A 20,808-nucleotide genomic window follows, 5' to 3' on the forward strand; every position below is an offset into this window, starting at 1 on the left:
TGCAAAACACTCATATTTCATATGTTTTACACATACTCATCTATAAGTATTTTTCCCCTTTTTGAAGTATTAAAATATCAGTAACCTTTGTTTATTGATAATTTTATTTATTTTAGCAATGACTTTAACAGAACTTTAACCATTTATAAACAAAGCCACAACCAATGAAAAAAAGCATTTTAATTTTTACCTGCGTATTTACATTTACATTTAACGCAAAAGCACAAGATGGTTTAGAAAACATTCTTTTTGCCGATATTTCAGACGCAAACCTACTTACAGAGGCTTATTTAAAACCGGCAGCAGAAGGCTTTATCTACGGAATGAGCAGTGGCTGGTTTCATACTGCAAAAGTTCACAAAACACTAGGTTTTGATATCACCATAGGCGCTAATCTTTCCCTTATTCCATCTGATAAAGAAATTTTTAATGTAAATTCATTAAACTTATCCGACAAAATCACAAAAAACCCAATTACTTCTCCTACCGTTTTAGGGAGTAATGATAGTGCTTTACAAAATGGTTTTGAGGTAACGATACCCGCAAACTCAGACCCCACTATAAACAATGGTATCCACCCAGAATTAGTGAGAAACTTTACAATGCCAGATGGTTTTGGAGACGATTTACCTTTAAACGCAGCACCAACTCCCTCTGTACAAATAAGTTTAGGTCTACCTTATCAATTTGAAGCAACTGTACGTGTTGTACCTGAAGTAGGTAGCGATGATGCAAAAGGAAAATTATTTGGTTTAGGTATTAAAAAAGAAATTACAGACTGGTTTGGCCCTTTAGATAAATTACCTCTTCATGTTTCAATAATGGGTGCTTTTACAAACATGACCGTTACAAGTGTCATAGACGACCCAAGCGAAAACGGAGTTACTATAACCGACGGTTTAGGCGAATTAAAATTAGACTCTTACACAGTGCAAGCTTTAGCTTCATTAAATTTTCCTTTTATAAATGTTTATGGTGGTATTGGATACGTTAGCGGTTCTTCTTCTTTAAACATAAACGGAACTTACGAATTAGAATATTCAGGAGGGCTTGGTCAAACATACAGAAAAACACTTATTGACCCTTTAAACTTAAACTACAAAGTTAGCGGATTAACATCTACAATTGGAGCAAGATTAAGCTTAGGATTCTTTAAGATTTTTGGAAGTTACACACTACAAGAATACAACACAGTAAATGCAGGTATTGCATTTAGTTTTAGATAAAAAGAGTCGAAATCCTTTTCGTAAAAAGACACTTTTATAGGGTGTCTTTTTACTTTTTTAGAACTAAAACCTTAAGTAATTTTCGTACTTTTGTTAGAGATCAAATACATTATAAATCTTAAAAATTATATATATGAAAGTTTCAGTAGTAGGAGCAGGTGCAGTAGGCGCAAGTTGTGCAGAATACATCGCAATTAAGGATTTTGCATCCGAAGTTGTTATTTTAGACATTAAAGAAGGTTTTGCAGAAGGTAAAGCAATGGATTTAATGCAAACGGCTTCTTTAAACAGTTTTGATACAAAAATTACAGGAAGTACAAACGACTATTCTAAAACAGCTAATTCTGATGTTTGTGTAATTACCTCAGGTATTCCACGTAAACCAGGAATGACTCGTGAAGAATTAATTGGTATCAATGCAGGAATTGTAAAAACAGTTTCAGCTAATTTAATTGAACACTCTCCAAACACAATTATTATTGTAGTTTCTAATCCTATGGATACTATGACCTATTTAGTTCACAAAACTACTGGGTTACCAAAGAATAAAATTATTGGAATGGGTGGTGCTTTAGATTCTGCTCGTTTTAAATACAGATTAGCAGAAGCTCTAGGTGCTCCTATCTCTGATGTTGACGGTATGGTAATTGGTGGTCACTCAGATACTGGTATGGTGCCATTAATAGGAAAAGCAGCAAGAAATAGTGTTGTTGTTTCAGAATTTTTATCTGAAGAACGTATGGATAAAATTGTACAAGACACTAAAGTTGGTGGCGCAACCTTAACTGGTTTATTAGGTACTTCTGCTTGGTATGCTCCTGGTGCAGCAGTTTCTGCAATGGTACAAGCAATTGCCTGTGATACTAAAAAAATATTCCCTTGTTCTGCTTTATTAGAAGGTGAATTTGGTTTAAGCGATTTATCAATTGGTGTACCTTGCGTATTAGGTGCTAACGGAATTGAAAAAATTGTTGAAATTAGCTTAACAGATGCTGAAAAAGCAAAATTAGCAGAATCTGCAAAAGGTGTTAAAGCAACTAACGGTTTATTAGAATTATAAATCTATTAATAGATTTTATCTAACACCGCATTTAATATTTAAAGCCTCAAAGACATTTTCTTTGAGGCTTTTTTTATACTTCACTATTTGTTAGACACAGCGTTTATCAAAATAAAAAACTCCACTCCTATTGCATTAAACTTAGTCTGTATACTTTTTCTAAAACCATAATAATTTCAAAGATTTATACCGTACTTAAAACATCAATAATCAATCTTCTTATAGATTTACAGATAACACGTATCTTTGCATTCTAATTATTGAAAAAGTGAAAAAGCAAACACATACTCTTTTAAAAAACATATACGGTTACGAGAATTTTCGTCCTTTACAAGAAGAAATCATAGACAGAACCATAGAAGGAAAAGATAGTTTTGTATTAATGCCAACAGGAGGTGGAAAATCTATCTGTTTCCAAATTCCAGCATTACTTTTTGATGGAATTACAATTGTAGTTTCTCCGCTTATTTCATTAATGAAAGACCAGGTACAAGCTTTAAAAGCTAACGGAATAAAAGCAGATTTTTTTAATAGTTCCATTTCTCCGCAAGAAGAAAACGATGTAATTGGTAGAGCAATAAATGGAGAGTTACAATTATTGTATTTATCTCCAGAAAAATTAATATCCGTAAGCAATACTTGGCTAAAAGAATTAAACATAAAATTAGTTGCTATTGATGAAGCACATTGTGTTAGTATGTGGGGACACGATTTTAGACCTGAGTATACACAACTAAAAGTCTTTAGAAGCTCTTTACCGCAAGTACCTTTTATGGCTTTAACCGCTACTGCGGATAAATCTGCAAGAAAAGACATTGAAGAACAATTGGGCTTAACAAACTCTAAATTATTTATCTCTTCTTTTGATCGAAAAAACTTAAGTATAGAAGTTAGAGGTCAGGTTCCAAAACAGAGAAAGCTACAAGAAATCGGCAGTTTTATAGAACGACGAAAAGAACAAAGTGGTATTATTTACTGTTTAAGTAGAAAAAACACCGAAGAAGTAGCGAGTCATCTTAAGCAAAGAGGTCATTCTGTAGCATTTTATCATGCGGGAATGAATAATGAAGAAAGAGAAAAAACACAAACTGATTTTATAAATGACGATACTAAAATAATTGTAGCTACGATTGCCTTTGGAATGGGGATTGACAAATCGAATGTTCGTTTTGTAATTCATTATAATTTACCAAAAAACTTAGAAGGTTATTATCAAGAAATAGGAAGAGCAGGAAGAGACGGATTGCCATCAGAAACTATCCTCTACTACAACATGAGAGATTTTGTATTATACAGCCAATTTGCAGATGGTGGTGCAAATAGCGATATGCAAAAAGAAAAATTAAACAGAATGCTTCAATTTGCAGAAGCTAAATCATGTAGAAGAAAAATATTATTATCTTATTTTGGAGAGCATCTCACAGAAAATTGTGGCAATTGTGATGTTTGCGAAAATCCTCCTAAAGATTTTGAAGGCACTGTTATAACTCAAAAAGCACTTTCTGGAATTGCAAGAATGAAAGAAAAAGACGGAATAACCATGTTAATTAATGTCTTAAGAGGAAGTAACAATGCAGATATCCATTCCAAACAGTATTATAATCTAAAAACATACGGAATAGGAAAAGATGTTAGTTTTTTTGATTGGCGAGATTATGTAATTCAAATGGCAAACCAAGGTTTGATAGAAATCATGTATAGCGAAAATTCTGCTTTAAAAATATCACCCATCGGGTGGAAAGTTTTAAAAGGAGAAAAAACAATACGACTAACAACACCTCTAACTTCAGATGATAAAAAGAAGAAAACAAAAACTGTAAAAGCAACTATTGGAAGTGAAGCAAATAAAGACTTACTTACAGAACTTAAAAAGATAAGATACACCATTGCTAAAGAAGAAAACATGCCTGCATACATCATTTTTAATGACAAAACATTAAAATTAATGGCAAGTGAACTACCAACAACCGAAAATGAATTTTTAGCTATTTCTGGAGTTGGGATGAACAAAATGGAAAAATATGGAGAAGAATTTATGAGCGTAATTCGTAAATTCAAAAGCGTGGCAAAAGCTAGAAAAGTTAGTACAATACAACACACCTTTAATTTATACCAAGAAGGTTTAAATGTTTCAGAAATTGCAGAAAAAAGAAACTTATCTATCACTACTATTTTTTCACATCTTTCTCAATTGTATATAGAGGGAAAAGAGGTGGAATTAGAAAAACTTGTTGATACAAAAGTTGTAGATAAAGTACGAATTGCTTTTAATGAATTAGACTGTAAAGTAGCATTGAAACCCATTTTCGAAAAACTAAACGAAGAGGTTTCTTATGGGGAAATAAGGTTGAGTATTACACTCATTTTAAAAAATGAATAACAACCATAAACTATAAATAGACACCCAGTTTTTCTATTCAATAAAACAGAATAGCATTAAAGCCTTTTCATAATTTCTGCCTTCCAATTTAATTTTTCAGCAAGAATCTTTTCTTCATTTATTTTTTTAAGATTCATAATATAATCATGAAACTCAAAATTGAAAGAAAAGTATAATACAGAAAAATTAACCTTATCATCTACAAAGATAGAATTACCATGAGAATCATTAATAGCAGACTCTGAAAAACAAATATTAGAATCAATATTCAAATATTTTTCCCTTAAGATACTTTCAATTTTTCTTTTATTATTCATATTAGAAAAAGTATACCTAAAAAGAACTAACTTTTTTTTATAAAAATGAAGTTCCAAGATAACTTTGTCACTTCCAATTATAGTTTTAGAATATAAAATTACTGTACCACAAAGCGTTTTAACAGTATGAAAATCATCTTTAAGGCCACTTTTAACACTTCTAATTGTACTACCGAATTTAAACTTAGAAGTAAAAAAAATTTCATTTTCAGTAGTAACTACCTTCTTTCGTTTAAGCTCTTCAAACAACAATAAATAGTAGTTAATATTTTTAATACTAAAAAAAGACCTATAAAAATAACTTGCGTCTTTATACTTATTTTTTTTAAGAAAACGAGAAAATAAGTAAGGCTTTAAAGGGGAAAGAGCACTCAATTGATATAATATTTTTGGGGGTTACTATATAATAACAAACATACTTAAATTATACAACAATCAAATCAATAAATAAAACCTTTTAAATTATTAACACAATCAAATAATCACAATTATCTTAAAATTATTAAGAAATCCACAAACAAAACCCAGTTATCATAAATAAAACACAATTAATAAACTCAAAACATTATAAGAACAGAACAATATAATGATGCTATTCTAAGAAATAAAACAAAAGCACAGCATTAGGTCTAATACATTTTAAAAAACTAGAAAACAAAGTAATAAACAAGTAAACAAAACACATAAAAATATGACAATTACCTTGTATTGAAATTTACATTATAATCAGTTGAAGTTCCTATCAATAAAATTAAATTAGATTCTTTATTACAGAACGATAAAGCAATCTTTTTTATATATTTGACACATGAGAACAAAATGGTACATCTGTACTTTATTCTTACTATTTATTTGTTTCGGAGCATTTCATGAAGAGGTTACTTTACCCAATCAAGAAATAGTGCTTGAGTTTGTTGATGTTAAAATTGACAAAAAAGATATTGAAAGTACCATTGCTGACGTAAAAGAAAAGCTACTAAAAATTGGTGTTTCAAATATTAAAATTAATGAAACAGACAGCGGAACTTTAAAAATTTCTTATTACAGTAATTTTCATATTGATAAAATCAAGAAAAAACTTACTAAGAAACATACGTTAGTTTTAAATGGAGATCATGATCAAAAAGAAAGAGATGAAAACTCTTACAAATACAATATTGATATTCATGAAATTACAAACAAATCTGACATTTCTAATTCTGATTTTCATTTTGTTATAGAACTTAAATATAATTTAGACAAAATAACCAATTACAATTCATTTGCTTTCCTAAAAAAAGCAGACCAAAACAAAGAAAATCAACTTTTTAAAACTACTTATAAAGTTCATAAAACAAATCCTTTTATAAAGGATAAAACATCTTACAACGAACCAGAAGTTAGAGCAGGTCCCAGAAGCTTCCTTATATAAAAAATGTAATCATTTACACTTTTTTATAACCTCTTTAAAATCATGAGTACCAAACTCATAATTACAAAAAACAATCAACAAAAATAATTGTCAGATTTTACGAGAAACTATATATTTGCTCGTTTTTTAAAAACCTAGACAGTAAAATAATTATAAAATGCAAAACAAAGGACTTATAAAGTTATTTGCTATCCTTTTTGGAATAGTAAGTTTATACCAATTATCATTTACATTTTTAGCCACTAAGGTTGAAGATGACGCTGTAGCTTACGCTGAGAGCAAAGGTGATAATATTGATGCAAGACAAAAAGCTACTTTTGAGAGAAAGTACTTAGACAGTGTTGCAAACCAAGAGATTATTAACTTAGGTATTGCCTCTTACAGCTACAATGATGTAAAAGACAAAGAAATGAATCTTGGTCTAGATTTAAAAGGTGGTATTAACGCTATTTTACAAGTATCTGTAAAAGAAGTTTTAAAAAGCTTAGCTAACGACTCTAAAAACGTTGCTTTTAACCAAGCATTAGACGCTGCAGATGAAGCTCAAAAAAGTAGTAATGCTACTTATTTAGACTTATTTTTTGAAGAGTTTGAAAAAGTTGCTGGAGACACTAAATTAAGTGATCCTTCTATTTTTGGAACAAAAGCTTTAAGCGAAAAAATTACTTTTAACGAAGCAAATGCTACCGTTAAAGAAACTTTACAAGAAGAAATTAACAGTTCTATTGGTACTGCTTTTGAAGTATTAAGAAGTAGAATTGACAAATTTGGTGTTACACAACCTAACATTCAAAGAATTGGAAATTCTGGTAGAATTCAAATTGAATTACCAGGAGCAAAAGATATTGAGCGTGTTACTCGTTTAATTACAAGTAAAGCAGAATTACAGTTTTGGGAAGTTTATACCAATGCAGAAGTTCAGAATTACTTTTTTACTGCAAATGCTAAAATTGCTGAAATCTTAAAAGACAACAGTGCTGCAGAAAAAGTAATCGATTCAACTAAAACAGACGATATTGATGATTTATTAGGTGAATCAATCGATTCTACAGATGTAAATCAAAAAAACCTTTTCACTTATTTATTTCCTAACGTAGCACAATCTCAACAACAAATGAGTTCTTTAGTAGGACAAGCTAGAGTGTTAGATACTGCTATGGTAAATGATTTATTAAGCAGAAAAGACGTAAAAGCTTTATTGCCTAACGAATTAAAGTATGTTAAATTCTTATGGGATTACAAATCAAACAAAGGTACAGACGGAACTGAGCTAATTGGATTATATGCTATTAAAGGAAGCCGTAGTGGTAAAGCGAATATTGAGGGTGATGTTATTTTAGATGCTTCTCAAGTATTTGACCAATTAAACAAGCCAGAAGTTTCTATGACTATGAATAGTTCTGGATCTAAACAATGGGAAAAATTAACTGGTGATAATACTGGTAAATTTGTTGCTGTTGTTTTAGATGATTATGTATATACTGCGCCATCTGTACCTGGAGCAATTGTTGGTGGTAGAACATCTATTTCTGGTGGAAGTATGACTATTACGGAAGCAGAAGATATTGCTACCGTTTTAAAAGCTGGTAAATTACCTGCAGCTGCAAGAATTATTCAAGCAGAAGTTGTTGGACCATCTTTAGGGCAAGAATCTATAGATCATAGTATTCAATCTTTTGGATTAGCTATTTTATTAGTTTTAGTTTGGATGATTTTATACTACGGTAAAGCTGGTTTATATGCAGACATCGCTTTAGCAGTAAACATCTTATTTATCTTCGGAATATTAGCTTCTTTCAACGCCGTGTTAACATTGCCTGGTATTGCAGGTATTATCTTAACCATTGGTATGTCTGTAGATGCAAACGTAATTATCTTTGAAAGGATTAAGGAAAGTTTAGGTATTAAGAAAGGATTAAAACAATCTGTAGAAGAAGGGTTCTCTATTAAAGGAGCTTTATCTGCAATTATAGATGCAAATATTACAACGCTTTTAACAGGTGTTATTTTATATGTTTTTGGTACAGGACCAATTAAAGGTTTTGCTTTAACATTAATGATTGGTATTGCAACGTCATTATTTACAGCGGTATTTATTACTCGTTTATTAATTGACAGATCTATTGATAAAGGTGGTAAATTAACATTTAACACTTCTATATCTAAAGGATGGTTCCAAAACATAAATATAGAATTCTTAAGAAAACGTAAAATTGCGTACATCGTTTCTGGTGCTATAATTATTGCAGGTATTGTTTCTATTTTCTCTATCGGATTAAAGCAAGGTGTAGATTTTAAAGGAGGACGTTCTTACGTTGTTCGTTTCGATCAAAGCATGAATGCTACAGAAGTTGCTTCAACTTTAAAAGATGCTTTTGGTACAGCTCCAGAAGTAAAAACATACGGTTCTGATCGTCAATTAAAAATAACAACTGTTTATAAAATTGATGAAGATGGACAAGATGTAGATGACCAAGTTCAAAGTGCATTATTTACAGGTTTAAAATCTTATTTAGGAACAACTACTTATGAAGACTTTAAACCAGGTTTCGAAAAAGAAGGTTCTGGTGTAATGAGTTATATGAAGGTAGAGCCAACTATTGCAGATGATATTAAAACATCAGCATTATATGCGGTATTTGGATCATTATTAGTTGTTTTCTTATACATCTTATTACGTTTTAGAAAGGTATCTTTCTCTATTGGGGCTGTAACTGCCGTTTTCCATGATGTTTTAATTGTATTAAGTGTATTCTCTATTACATACAGCTTTATGCCTTTTGATATGGAAATAGGTCAATCATTTATCGCGGCAATTCTAACCGTAGTTGGATACTCTCTGAATGATACTGTGGTTATTTTCGATAGAATTAGAGAATTTACAGGAACACATCCTAATTGGAAATACAGCGAAGTTGTAGACAAAGCATTAAGCTCTACTTTAGGTAGAACTATAAATACATCTTTAACAACATTATTAGTAATGTTAGCAATCTTCTTATTTGGAGGAGATTCTATTAAAGGATTTATGTTTGCCTTAATTATTGGTGTAGTAGTAGGTACTTATTCATCATTATTTGTGGCAACACCAATTATGTTTGATACTTCTAAAAAAGAAGAAAAAAATAATTAAATTTATTTATAGATATATTAAAACCGTTTTTAATTTGTGAATCAGATTAAAAACGGTTTTTTCATTCAACAAATAGCTATTAAAAACAACAATCTAATGAGTATTATAAAACTTCAAGATCTATATTTTAAACCTTTTATTACTAAGGAAGAAATTGCAGTAATCGTAAAGCAATTAGCAGTACAAGTAAAAGAAGACTTACCTAAAGGAGAAGTTCCTATTTTTGTAGGAATTTTAAATGGATGCTTTTTATTTGCAGCAGACTTTGTTAGAGAATTTAATGGAGATTGTGAGGTTTCTTTTGTAAAATTAGCTTCTTATAGCGGTACTACTTCTACAGAAAACGTAAAACAATTAGTAGGTATTAATGAAGATTTAACAGGAAGAACTGTAATTATATTAGAAGATATTATAGATACAGGGAACACTCTTCAAGAAATTTATAATATCTTTAGAGATAAAAATTTAAAACAATTAAAAGTTGCAACGTTATTTTTTAAACCAGACGTATTTAGAAAAGAACTACCAATCGATTATATCGGAAAAGGAATTGAAGATAAATTTATTGTTGGTTACGGATTAGATTATAATGGTTTGGGAAGAAACTACCCCGCAATTTATCAATTATCAACACAACCTAAAATGAAAAACATCGTATTATTTGGCCCTCCAGGTGCAGGGAAAGGAACACAAGCAGATTTTTTAAAGGACATGTACAACTTGGTGCATATCTCTACAGGAGATGTATTCCGTTTTAACATTAAAAATAAAACTGAATTAGGTTTGTTAGCTAAAAAATATATGGATGAAGGAGATTTAGTTCCGGATGAAGTAACTATAAATATGCTAAAAGCAGAAGTTGAAAAAAAAGCTGATGCTAATGGCTTTATTTTTGATGGTTTCCCTAGAACAGAATCTCAAGCAGAAGCATTAGATGCTTTTTTAGCTGAAAAAGGTGAACAAATAAACGGAATGGTAGCTTTAGAAGTTCCTGAAGATGCTTTAGTAACTCGTTTATTAGAAAGAGGAAAAACAAGCGGAAGAACAGATGATACTGACGAAAGTAAAATTAGAAACCGTTTTAATGAATACAATACCAAAACCGCTGTTTTAAAAGATTATTTTGAGGCTCAAAATAAATACTATGGCGTTAATGGTTTGGGTTCTATTGAAGAAATTACACAAAGAATTGCAAAAGTATTTGATACTTTATAAAATGTGTAACTGTGTAATTGTTTAACTGTGTAACCTTTAAACGTATATTACATAGGGCAATTAAACACTTAAACATTTACACGATTAAACAAGAATTATGACTGAAGGAAATTTTGTCGATTACATAAAAATATACGCTTCTTCTGGTAAAGGCGGACAAGGTTCTATGCACTTACATAGAGAAAAGTATATTACCAAAGGTGGACCTGACGGTGGAGATGGTGGACGTGGAGGACACATTATTTTACGTGGTGATAAAAATATGTGGACGTTGTTTCATCTAAAATTTAAACGTCATTTTAGAGCCGAAAGTGGTGGCGGCGGAAGTGCTAGTAGAAGTTCTGGTGCAGATGCAGATGATATTTATATTGATGTGCCTTTGGGTACCATTATTAAAGATGCTGATACTGACGAAGTAATTATAGAAATTACAGAACATCAAAAAGAAGTAGTTTTATTACGTGGAGGAAAAGGAGGTTTAGGAAACTGGAACTTTAAATCTTCTACAAATCAAACACCAAGATACGCACAACCAGGAATGGATGGTTTTGATGGTTGGTTTAGAATGGAATTAAAACTATTGGCAGATGTTGGTTTGGTTGGTTTCCCTAATGCAGGAAAATCTACTTTATTATCTGTATTAACCTCTGCAAAACCAAAAATTGCAGATTATGCTTTTACTACTTTAAAACCAAATTTAGGAATTGTAGAACATAGAAATCATCAAACATTTGTAATTGCAGATATTCCTGGAATTATAGAAGGTGCTGCTGAAGGAAAAGGATTAGGACATCGTTTTTTACGTCATATAGAACGTAATTCGGCGCTGTTATTCTTAGTTCCTGCAGATAGTGATGATATTAACAAAGAATATGAAATTCTTTTAAATGAGCTTAAAAAACACAATCCAGAATTGTTAGACAAAGATCGTTTATTAGCTATTTCTAAAACAGATATGTTAGATGAAGAGCTAGAAGCAGAAATAAAAGCAGATTTACCAAAAGGTGTAGAAGCTATATTTATTTCTTCCGTTGCTCAAAAAGGCTTGCAAGAATTGAAAGACAAACTTTGGAAAATGTTGAATTAGAGGTTTACTATTTAAAAAAAAGATTCTAAATGTATAATATATTAAAGGTTATCATTAATGCGAAAGCAATAATGATAACCTTTTTTTATATCATAAAACTATAAAATAGCATGGTTTAATTGTTACTTCTAAAAAACAAAATGAACCTTTTTAATCAAAAAAAGGTTCATTTCTAGATAATAATTAAAATTGGGGAACAAAATTATTAAAAGTCATACCACTGAGCAAGCATAGTAGTATCATCAACAGGAATTAAACCTAAGGTGTTTTGATTTGCATTAAAATCTACCATTTTTTGTACATAGAAACCACTATCTCTAAATAAAAAATCTAATAGCGGCAATATACCTGCTCTTCTAGTTGTATTAACTGGTATCGTTTCTGTTAATTTATAAATTTTATTACCAGTAGCATCTTCTGTAACTGTATATGTAAATTTAAAATTTAAACTAAATGAACGCCCACTAGATAAATATCTTACTTGAACAAAAGAATTATCACTAGTATCTAAATTATATAAGTATACTCTTGTAACCGTTCTACCACTTTGAGTAGCCGTAAAATGTGCTTCCCATTCTTTATAAAAGTTTATAAAATTTTCACTAGATAAATCCGAGTTAGGTAAGTTAGTTCTATATAACCTCATGTTATTATTTCCTCTTGATTCATTTCCAAAATCATAAAATGGCAATAAAAAACTTAATTCATCAGCATAATTTAAAGTCATTTTAACTCCATCAACCTCAGCAACAAACTCGTCATTATCTACACTATAAATAAACTCATCTAAAGTTACATTATCTATTTCTATTGCTGGACTAACAACAAAGCCGGTAGGTGTAGGCGCAAGACCAAAGCTTAGGTCTGTTTGTGCAACGTCTTTACTGATTGCTGTAACCGTAGCATATCTTCTAGCCTCATTAAAAGAAAAGCTATATAAAGTAGTATTACCTCCACTTTCTAAAGTTAAATTTCTAAAAACAGATTTTAATGGGTCTATTGGAATATTTGTTTCTAACATTGACCTATTTTGAGTTGTTAAACTAGTCCAATCTTCTTTAGATGCTTTAGAGAAACTAATAATGATATCTCGATCTCTGTTCGATTTAAAAAAAATCTCTTCTCCCACTGTTTTAAAGTATAAAAACTCAAAACTACCTTTATAACCCTGCCCTCTAAGATCATCATCAGGGTAATTATTGGAGTCAGATAGCTCATGAATTACATTTTTTGATGTAAACGTAAGCTTAATGGTAGAACCCAATGTAATATCATACAAACTCGTAACAGTAACGTCTGGGGTTCCAAAATCAGAATCCATAATTACTTCGGAATCACTAATAAAGTCGAAAAGAAAAGTAAAACCTCCTAGTTCTGAATCATCAGTAAAATAAGTTGTTTTCCATCCATTTTCTGAGTCTTGTAAAGCTGTTTTTAATTCTGAAATACTCTTTTCTATTCTAACTGTTGGTACATCATCAAACAACAGTTCTGGGTCGCTATTATCTTGACAGCTGTTAAACACTACAAGACAAAAAGCTAAAATTAATTGATATCTATTTATTTTAAAAATTTTCATATTCTTAGTATTATTTAATTGCTTCTAAAATATTATCTGTAGCTAATTGTTGTAATTCATATAAATCTATATTAAAAGATTTCTTAAAATATTCTGCTACAATTGCTTCTTTTGCTTTTATCAGTGCTACAGCATTTTCTGCTTGTGGCGTTGCTGTAATAGTAGCACCTTGAGTAGCTGCATCTATTTCTGCTTGCGTAGCTCCAGAACCTAGATTAGATAAAGCATTAGAAACAGCATTACTTATTATCTTAGCCTTAATATTATCTAAAATTTCCTGGTAATCTTCTGCATTGTTGGTAAGAATAGTTTCTACCATTTCTGCAAAATCTTCATTTTCATTAAGCCTCGCATAATCCGTTATATAACCAAGGCTATTGGCAATATCAAATCGCTCTTCTTCATCTGCAGGATTAAACCATTGTGCCGTATAACCACTAGGTGTTATTTGTTTAAAGGCTTCTTCATCATAACGAACTTGTTGATTTAAAATGTGTGTATATTCATGCTGAATTGTTTGAATAAACCTTGTTACTTGGCTTTTATTCTTTACATCTACTAAATCCGTTTCAAATAACACAATGTTCTTTCCACCTTCTGCAAAACCTAATGTTCTTGTTCCGCTTGGGTTTAAATTTGTACCACCAACCAACACCATTTCTCTTGGTGCTATTATTTTTACAAAATCTTCTCCTCCTAACTCCGAGTAAGTATCAATCCAAACTTTTTTAACAACTTGCATAATAGGCACTACTTTATCTAAAGTTGGTGGAAATAAATATCTATCTAAATCTACACTCCCTTCGTCCCATAAATAATTTACATCAATATTATATGGATAGGTAATGTTTTCTCTTAACCACAGATCTGTAGTATTTAAACTTGGCGTTTCTGTATTTAAGTTACTGTCTGTTAATTTATCATCATCTTTAGTACAGGCAGAAATAATTCCGAAAATTATAACTGCTACATATATATATATCTTTTTCATAATTATCTAGGATTAGGTGTTAGCCCAAAGTTTATTGCAGATTCTGGGACTTGTAATTGTTTTCTTAAATCTTCTTTAGTTAATTCTACATCGATATCATCTTTTCTATAATATCTTTTAATAGCAATGTTAAATCTTCTTACATCAAACCATCTTACCCCTTCGTGATAAAATTCTTTTTGTCTGAATTTTAAAATAGCATTGATAAAAGAGGTTTGTTTATCATCTTTAAAACCGTAAAAAGGCGTTAATTCATCTGGAGTTACAGGAAATAAGTTAACAACCATTTCTTCAGTTAAAATATCTGTACTGCTATTATATCCTTCTGTTTTCTTTGATAAAAAATCATTTAAATCTTTTAAACAGTTTGCATAATCTTCTTTCATAGCATATGCTTCTGCCCTATTTAAAAGCGCTTCATCATTACCAAATAACACCAAACTAGTATATCCTCTACCGGTTCCTGCAGATTGATTTGTTACCTTAAAATACTCATCAAACTTAGGGTTGTTAAAACCTTCACTAGAACCAAAAATATCATAAGCCCAACCTTTACCAAAAGGATTGTCTGCCTGAAAAATTGCATCAGAATTAATATTTGATAAACCATAGTTCGTTCTCCAAAAATTTCTACCCCACCAAGATGATGTAGAACTAATAAGAATGTTGGAATCTTCTAAAGAGCTACTGTATTGAAGCGCTCTTTGCGCATACGATAATTCTTGATACGCTAGCAAATCTCTTATCTGTGCTTGCGGATTGGTGATAATTTTATTGGTGTAAGAAATTACCTCATCCCATTCTCCTTTATATTGATAAAACCTAGCAGCAAAAGCATTTGCCGCTGCTTTAGAAAAATGGAATTTGGCGTTTTTTTCTCTGTCTTGTATTAAATCGATACCTTCTAATAGGTCTTTTTCTATAAAATCATACACTTCTGCAACCGTATTTCTAGTATAACTTTGTATTAAAGTTGTTTCTGGTGTAATTACATAAGGCACCCCTAAATCTGATGCTGAAGTAGTAGGATTATAATGTTTACCCCAAAAATTAACTAACATAAAATGAGCATATGCTCTTGCTATTAATGCTTCTCCTTTTTGTGCATCTAAATTAAATTGACCTTCTAATTCTTCTATAGAAACCAACGCTTGATTAGCTTGTGCAATTGCTCCATAAGAATTAGACCAAAAAAATGTAGGTGAATCTTGATCTTCTGCTAAACTGGTATCCCAAGTAAACATTTGCTCACCTATTAAAACATTTATGTAACTTCTAATATTAGATCTAGAGGTAGCATTATCTGACATTATTTCTGCCATTAACTGATAGTTTCCTATTGAATACGCCCCAGTAACTAATGCACTTATTTTTTCTGGAGAATCTATTTCTGCTCTATTATCTGGTAATTCAGATAAATAATCATCACAACTAATTAATAAGAATAAAGATATAATTGTGGTTATTTTTAAAATATTTTTCTGTATTTTTTTCATTGTAATATATTTTATAGTCCAATATTTAAAGACATTGTAAATTGTCTAGTTATAGGTAAAGCAACACCACCTGTGCCATAAAATTCTGGATCTTGTCCGTTTAATCTATCATCTGAATACAATAAAAACAAGTTGGTTCCTTGTAGTTTAAGTTTTAAATGAGAAAGACTTAATTTAGCTAATACATCTTTACTAAAACTGTATCCTAAAGAAATGCTTTTCATTCTTAAAAAATCTCCATTGGCAACTCTTGCATCAGAAAAATTATAAGCGTTATAAGCTCTAGATAAATCGCTAGTATCATAAATATTGTTATCTCTAACATCTATAACTTTAGGAATATTGGTAATATTTTCATCACCAGGTAAAACCCATCTATTAATACTACTTTTTGTAAATACATTTGTACCAGAATAAAAGTTATCTAAAGCTGGGTTTAACCTAACTACATTACCACCAGAACCTGTGATTAACATATTTAAATCCCAATTTTTATATTTAAATGAATTTGAAAAACCACCCGCTATATTTGGCAACACAGAACCGTTGTACACTAAATAATCTGTAATATTAGAACTGTCTTGAAAATCTACATCTGTAACAGGGTTATCTCCTTCTGGTAAAATAAATGTTGGTATACCGTCTGAATTTAATCCATCGAACTGAAAAGAAAACAAAGAGTTATTTGGATATCCTTCTAATTTTCCTCCTTGAAGTCCAACAACATCGATTACTCTTGGTTTATTTTGAAGTTTTGTTATTTCTTGATCGAAAAAAGAGAAGTTTAAAGAAGACGTCCAACTAAAATTATCTGTTTTTACGTTGGTTGATGTTAAAGCAAACTCGATTCCTTTTTGAGTGGTATCAGAATTATTTCCTGTTTTAAAAAATTCTCCTCCAATACCCGAAGTTCTCACAAAATCGATATTATCAAAAATATCTCTTTGATATACGTCTGCTGTAAATTGAATTCTATTATTAAATAACCCTAAGTCTACACCTATATTTAATTCGTGTTGTTTTTCCCAAGTTAATTCAGAGTTTTCTAAATCTTGAATATCTAAATATGTTTCTCTTTCAGAAGGTGTTAATCTATCTGTAATTTCACTTCTAAAAATTGCCAAAGAGTTGGTAGCAGGACCTGGTGAAGCACTTAAACCATAAGAGGCTCTAAATTGTAGGTTGTTAATGGTTTTTGATTTTTGTATAAAATCTTCTTCACTTGCATTCCATTTAGCACTTACAGTTCCTGTAGGTAACCATCTAGATTTAGAACTTCTACCTTGTCTATTAGAACCATCATATCTTCCTGTTAAAGAAAAAACATACTTATCATTATATGTATAAGTAGTTCTACCAAAAAAAGCAACCGTTCTTTCTCTTTCTCTACCTAACCCAAAATAGTTTCCGCCTTCTGCAATTACTTTTTCTAATAATCTAGCATCTGTAAATGGTACATAACCGTTTTCATATTGTAAGCCATAACCCGTAAAATTTTCGTTATTTCTATCTACATATCTTAATTCTTGACCTAATAAAGCATTAAAATTATGTTTTTGATTAAAATCTTTCTTTAATTGAAAACTGTTTCTTACGTAATATGAAGTTAAACTGTTATCAAATTTACGGTACAAACCACCTTCTGGAAAAACAGAAATAGGAATAGCATCTGGATTGTTTGGGTCTGTATATAAAAAGATATTTGCATTTGCTATTACAGTGGTTTCGTCTGCATTATAAGCTCTAACAACATTAGAGTTTTCTCTAATTTGGTGTTCTCTAACACTATTTACATATCTCGCAGAAGCATTTAAATCATATGTAATATTGTCTGAAATTTTATAAGAAGCATCTAGTTGAAAGCGAATATCTTTTACATCTAAATCTAAGGTATTGTTTTCTAATTCTTCTAAGATATTAAAGTCAGCCCAATTATTGGTGTAGTATTCTAAATTGCCATCATTATCTCTTGGTCTTAACGCTCTAGAAGTATTTAATGCGTAACTAAACGGATTGATATCAAAATCTCTACTAAACTGACCATCTACAACATTGGCTTCTCTATTAAAAGAACCTGGTGCTTTTTGTTTTCTAACAGATGCTACTGTAGCAATTGAAATATTAAACTTATCTGAAAAGTAAAATGTATTCTTTAAGTTAGTTGTAATTCTAGATACTTTATCTGCAACAGACCAACCCGGATCGTGTAAAAAACCAACAGATGCGTAGAAAGAATTATTCTCTCCACCTCCTGTAAAGTTAATCGTGTGATTTTGCATTAAAGATTGTCTAAACAATTTTTTAAACCAATTGGTATTTGCCAACTCGTAATCCTTTAAAAAAGCACTTCTACCTTCTACTGTATTTGGCACCCCAAAACCACCATTAGAATAGCTATTAATTTTCTTTTCTAAAATACCATATACTCCAGAAAATCTAGAATTACCAACATCTGGTAGTCTTAAATAACCTTGACTTCTTAAACCTTCTAAAATACCAATGGTTTCTTTAGAATCTAAAATATCATATTGAGAATAAGATGGAATATCTCTTACCGTTTGCTCTAACGTATAACTTACTTTTAAAGGGCTCTCTCTTTTACCACTTTTAGTCGTTATAACCACAACTCCGTTTCTTGCTCTTGCACCATAAATAGAAGTTGCAGAAGCATCTTTTAAAATATCTATTTTTTCTATATCTGTAGCATTAACACCTGCTATAGAAGAACTAATTAAAGTAGAAGCATCTCCAGAAGTTAATGCATCTAAATCTTGCTCTACAATATCTTCTTGTACCACACCATCTATAACATATAATGGATTATTGTTACCAAATACAGAAGAAGAACCTCTAATAGTAATTTGAGGTGCAGCACCAAAAGTTCCGGTAATGTTTTGTACAATAACTCCGGCTACTTTACCTTCTAACATTCTACTTACATCATTAATACCATCAATTTTTAAATCTGCTGCTTTAATGGTTGTTGCTGCTCCAGTAAAACTTTTCTTGTTAATTTTATCGTAACCTGTTGTAATAACAATTCCTGCTAAGTTTTCTGATGATTCTTGCAAGACTACCTTTATAACAAACAAACTACCAACCACAACTTCTTTAGATTCGAAACCTAATGATTGAAAAACCAATACATCTCCTTTAGAAGCTGGCACTGAAAATTCTCCATTAAAATCTGTAGCAGTACCAATACCTGTAGCCTTTACACGTACAGAAGCCCCCATAATCGGCATGCCTTTATCATCAACTAAAACACCTGAAACCTTTTGTTGAACAGATTTTTTCTTTAGCAAAATTGAACCATCTTTATTAAATTGATAAATAACATTACTTGCTTGTAAGCTTTTATCTAAAAGATCTTTTACAATGATAATACCCTTATGTAGGTTAACTTTTGGAAGTTTTTTGAAAATACTATTTTCGTAAACAAATGTATAATCTGTTTGCATTTTAATTAAATCAAAAACTTGCTCTACAGATATGGTTTTATCTGTATCTATTTTAATTTTTGAGTTTTGTGACATTCCTTCGCTTGGTACAAATGCAAACGAGATGGCACAGAATAAGTATATGAACGTTTTCATAATAGTTGTTAATAGCTTTTTTCGCAACAGAAAAAAGTCTCCAGTAAATTTAATTTCCATAAATTTGTTAAGTGTTTAATTATTAATAAGCATGAACCTAAGGAATTGTGGTTTTAATATTGTGAGAGATGGACAAACCACATTCCTTTTTATTTTCTAAATTTAATTTTTCTATTTTCTATTTCATAAGTTATATCTGTTGTATTTATAATTGCATCTAAGACAAATTTTATGTCTTGTTTTTTACTCAAAACTCCATTAAATCTTAAATCTTTTATTTTTTCATCTTCAAAAGAGATGTCAACATCATAACATCTAGAAAGTGTTTTTGTAATTTCTAACAAAGAAGTGTTATCAAAACTAAAATACCCCTTTACCCAAGAAATTTTTTCTTTTGCATTTACCTCTTTCTTTTGCATTTCTAATGTTAAAACATTTAAAGTTATCTCTTCATTAGGTTCTAAATACATTTTTATTTTTTCGTTATTTTCAACCAAAACTTTACCTTCTATTAAGCTTGTTGTTATTAAATGATCTTCTGGATATGCCTTTACATTAAAATGTGTTCCTAAAACAGATACCCTTTGTAAAGAATTTAAAACATTAAAACCATCTCCTGAATTCTTTTTACTAGATGAAACTTCAAAATAAGCTTCTCCATAAATTAGTTCTACAGTTCTTGGCTGTCCTTTTATAAAGCTTACCGGATATTTAAGTTTAGATTCTGAATTTAACCACACTTTAGTTCCATCTGCTAAGGTTAAAGAGAATTCTCCCCCTTTTTTAGTTGTTAGGTAGTTATAGATAATTTCGGGTTGTGTTGCAATTTCTTCAGATTGCTTTGTATTAGCCTTCTTATACGCAATACTTTTATCTTCACTTTTAAAAAGAGCGTTTTCTATTTTATGATCTTTAGAAAGAAGAATTTCTTTACCATCATCTAAAGTTAATATTGCTTTATTATTATAACCTACATCAGTAGTTATTTCCGTAGTATTTACTTTTTCATTAATAGGATTAAATAAATAAGATATTGAAAACAATAATGCAATGGAAGCTGCTGCTGCATAATATTTCCAAGTTGTTTTCTTTTTGATGTTAGCTTTCCCTTTTATTGCTTTCCAATTCTTTTCTTTGTCAAAAAGGTATTTTTTAGAATTCTTGTTTTCTTGTACACTTTTAAAATACGCTCTATGTTTTTCTGATTCTGAATACCATTTATCAAACGCTATCTTTTCCTCTTCAGAAAGCGTATTATTTATCTTTTTTATTATTAAGAAAAATTCCATTTTAAGAATGTCTTTTTTAAGTGTAATT

At 30.3% G+C, this 20,808-nt stretch carries 13 protein-coding genes; 7 read left to right on the forward strand and 6 right to left on the reverse strand.

Going from position 1 to position 20,808, the window contains the following annotated elements:
* The first annotated feature begins 164 nt into the window (after positions 1-164).
* From H0I27_RS13830 to recQ, 3 genes are all read left to right on the forward strand, one after another.
* On the forward strand, positions 165-1,226 hold the full coding sequence (locus H0I27_RS13830) for a DUF6588 family protein (protein ID WP_218731213.1): 1,062 nt from the start codon (positions 165-167) through the stop codon (positions 1,224-1,226).
* A gap of 133 nt (positions 1,227-1,359) precedes the next feature.
* Positions 1,360-2,286, forward strand: a complete 927-nt coding sequence (locus tag H0I27_RS13835) for a malate dehydrogenase (RefSeq protein WP_218731214.1) — start codon at positions 1,360-1,362, stop codon at positions 2,284-2,286.
* Positions 2,287-2,554: 268 nt separating this feature from the next.
* Positions 2,555-4,666, forward strand: a complete 2,112-nt coding sequence (gene recQ, locus H0I27_RS13840; RefSeq protein WP_218731215.1) for a DNA helicase RecQ — start codon at positions 2,555-2,557, stop codon at positions 4,664-4,666.
* Positions 4,667-4,722: 56 nt separating this feature from the next.
* Here the strand turns inward: recQ and H0I27_RS13845 are convergent, their stop codons facing one another.
* Positions 4,723-5,235: a hypothetical protein gene (locus H0I27_RS13845; protein ID WP_218731216.1), complete on the reverse strand. Its 513-nt coding sequence runs from the start codon at positions 5,233-5,235 to the stop codon at positions 4,723-4,725.
* Between the two features lie 556 nt (positions 5,236-5,791).
* On the opposite strand from H0I27_RS13845, the gene H0I27_RS13850 reads away from it, so the two are divergent.
* The 4 genes from H0I27_RS13850 to obgE all read left to right on the forward strand — a co-directional run bounded on the left by H0I27_RS13850 (position 5,792) and on the right by obgE (position 11,829).
* Positions 5,792-6,394, forward strand: coding sequence for a hypothetical protein (locus tag H0I27_RS13850; RefSeq protein WP_218731217.1), 603 nt, complete (start codon positions 5,792-5,794; stop codon positions 6,392-6,394).
* Between the two features lie 157 nt (positions 6,395-6,551).
* Positions 6,552-9,527 carry a protein translocase subunit SecDF gene (gene secDF / locus H0I27_RS13855; RefSeq protein ID WP_218731218.1) on the forward strand — a complete coding sequence of 992 codons (2,976 nt, stop codon included), beginning with the start codon at positions 6,552-6,554 and terminating at the stop codon, positions 9,525-9,527.
* A gap of 96 nt (positions 9,528-9,623) precedes the next feature.
* Positions 9,624-10,742, forward strand: coding sequence for an adenylate kinase (locus tag H0I27_RS13860; protein ID WP_218731219.1), 1,119 nt, complete (start codon positions 9,624-9,626; stop codon positions 10,740-10,742).
* Positions 10,743-10,839: 97 nt separating this feature from the next.
* A complete protein-coding gene (gene obgE, locus H0I27_RS13865; RefSeq protein WP_165732521.1) occupies positions 10,840-11,829 on the forward strand; it encodes a GTPase ObgE in 990 nt (329 codons plus the stop codon).
* A gap of 205 nt (positions 11,830-12,034) precedes the next feature.
* On the opposite strand, the gene H0I27_RS13870 is transcribed toward obgE, so the two are convergent.
* The 5 genes from H0I27_RS13870 to H0I27_RS13890 form a co-directional block, all read right to left on the reverse strand.
* Positions 12,035-13,408 carry a DUF4302 domain-containing protein gene (locus tag H0I27_RS13870; RefSeq protein WP_218731220.1) on the reverse strand — a complete coding sequence of 458 codons (1,374 nt, stop codon included), beginning with the start codon at positions 13,406-13,408 and terminating at the stop codon, positions 12,035-12,037.
* A gap of 10 nt (positions 13,409-13,418) precedes the next feature.
* The gene (locus H0I27_RS13875; protein ID WP_218731221.1) at positions 13,419-14,399 is read right to left on the reverse strand and encodes a substrate import-associated zinc metallohydrolase lipoprotein; all 981 of its coding nucleotides are present in this window, start codon (positions 14,397-14,399) and stop codon (positions 13,419-13,421) included.
* A gap of 2 nt (positions 14,400-14,401) precedes the next feature.
* The gene (locus H0I27_RS13880; RefSeq protein ID WP_218731222.1) at positions 14,402-15,895 is read right to left on the reverse strand and encodes a RagB/SusD family nutrient uptake outer membrane protein; all 1,494 of its coding nucleotides are present in this window, start codon (positions 15,893-15,895) and stop codon (positions 14,402-14,404) included.
* 11 nt (positions 15,896-15,906) lie between these two features.
* The gene (locus tag H0I27_RS13885; RefSeq protein WP_254712760.1) at positions 15,907-19,491 is read right to left on the reverse strand and encodes a SusC/RagA family TonB-linked outer membrane protein; all 3,585 of its coding nucleotides are present in this window, start codon (positions 19,489-19,491) and stop codon (positions 15,907-15,909) included.
* Positions 19,492-19,640: 149 nt separating this feature from the next.
* Positions 19,641-20,780 carry a FecR family protein gene (locus H0I27_RS13890; protein ID WP_218731223.1) on the reverse strand — a complete coding sequence of 380 codons (1,140 nt, stop codon included), beginning with the start codon at positions 20,778-20,780 and terminating at the stop codon, positions 19,641-19,643.
* Positions 20,781-20,808: the final 28 nt, after the last annotated feature.

Source organism: Polaribacter sp. HaHaR_3_91, assembly GCF_019278525.1.
Classification (GTDB): domain Bacteria; phylum Bacteroidota; class Bacteroidia; order Flavobacteriales; family Flavobacteriaceae; genus Polaribacter.

Excerpts from the sequence above, each read along its gene's own strand:
- secDF (WP_218731218.1), top strand. The coding sequence starts at position 6,552 with ATGCAAAACAAAGGACTTATAAAGTTATTTGCTATCCTTTTTGGAATA.
- H0I27_RS13860 (WP_218731219.1), top strand. The coding sequence starts at position 9,624 with ATGAGTATTATAAAACTTCAAGATCTATATTTTAAACCTTTTATTACT.
- H0I27_RS13890 (WP_218731223.1), bottom strand. The coding sequence starts at position 20,780 with ATGGAATTTTTCTTAATAATAAAAAAGATAAATAATACGCTTTCTGAA.
- H0I27_RS13880 (WP_218731222.1), bottom strand. The coding sequence starts at position 15,895 with ATGAAAAAAATACAGAAAAATATTTTAAAAATAACCACAATTATATCT.
- obgE (WP_165732521.1), top strand. The coding sequence starts at position 10,840 with ATGACTGAAGGAAATTTTGTCGATTACATAAAAATATACGCTTCTTCT.
- H0I27_RS13835 (WP_218731214.1), top strand. The coding sequence starts at position 1,360 with ATGAAAGTTTCAGTAGTAGGAGCAGGTGCAGTAGGCGCAAGTTGTGCA.
- H0I27_RS13875 (WP_218731221.1), bottom strand. The coding sequence starts at position 14,399 with ATGAAAAAGATATATATATATGTAGCAGTTATAATTTTCGGAATTATT.
- H0I27_RS13830 (WP_218731213.1), top strand. The coding sequence starts at position 165 with ATGAAAAAAAGCATTTTAATTTTTACCTGCGTATTTACATTTACATTT.
- H0I27_RS13885 (WP_254712760.1), bottom strand. The coding sequence starts at position 19,491 with ATGAAAACGTTCATATACTTATTCTGTGCCATCTCGTTTGCATTTGTA.
- H0I27_RS13850 (WP_218731217.1), top strand. The coding sequence starts at position 5,792 with ATGAGAACAAAATGGTACATCTGTACTTTATTCTTACTATTTATTTGT.
- H0I27_RS13870 (WP_218731220.1), bottom strand. The coding sequence starts at position 13,408 with ATGAAAATTTTTAAAATAAATAGATATCAATTAATTTTAGCTTTTTGT.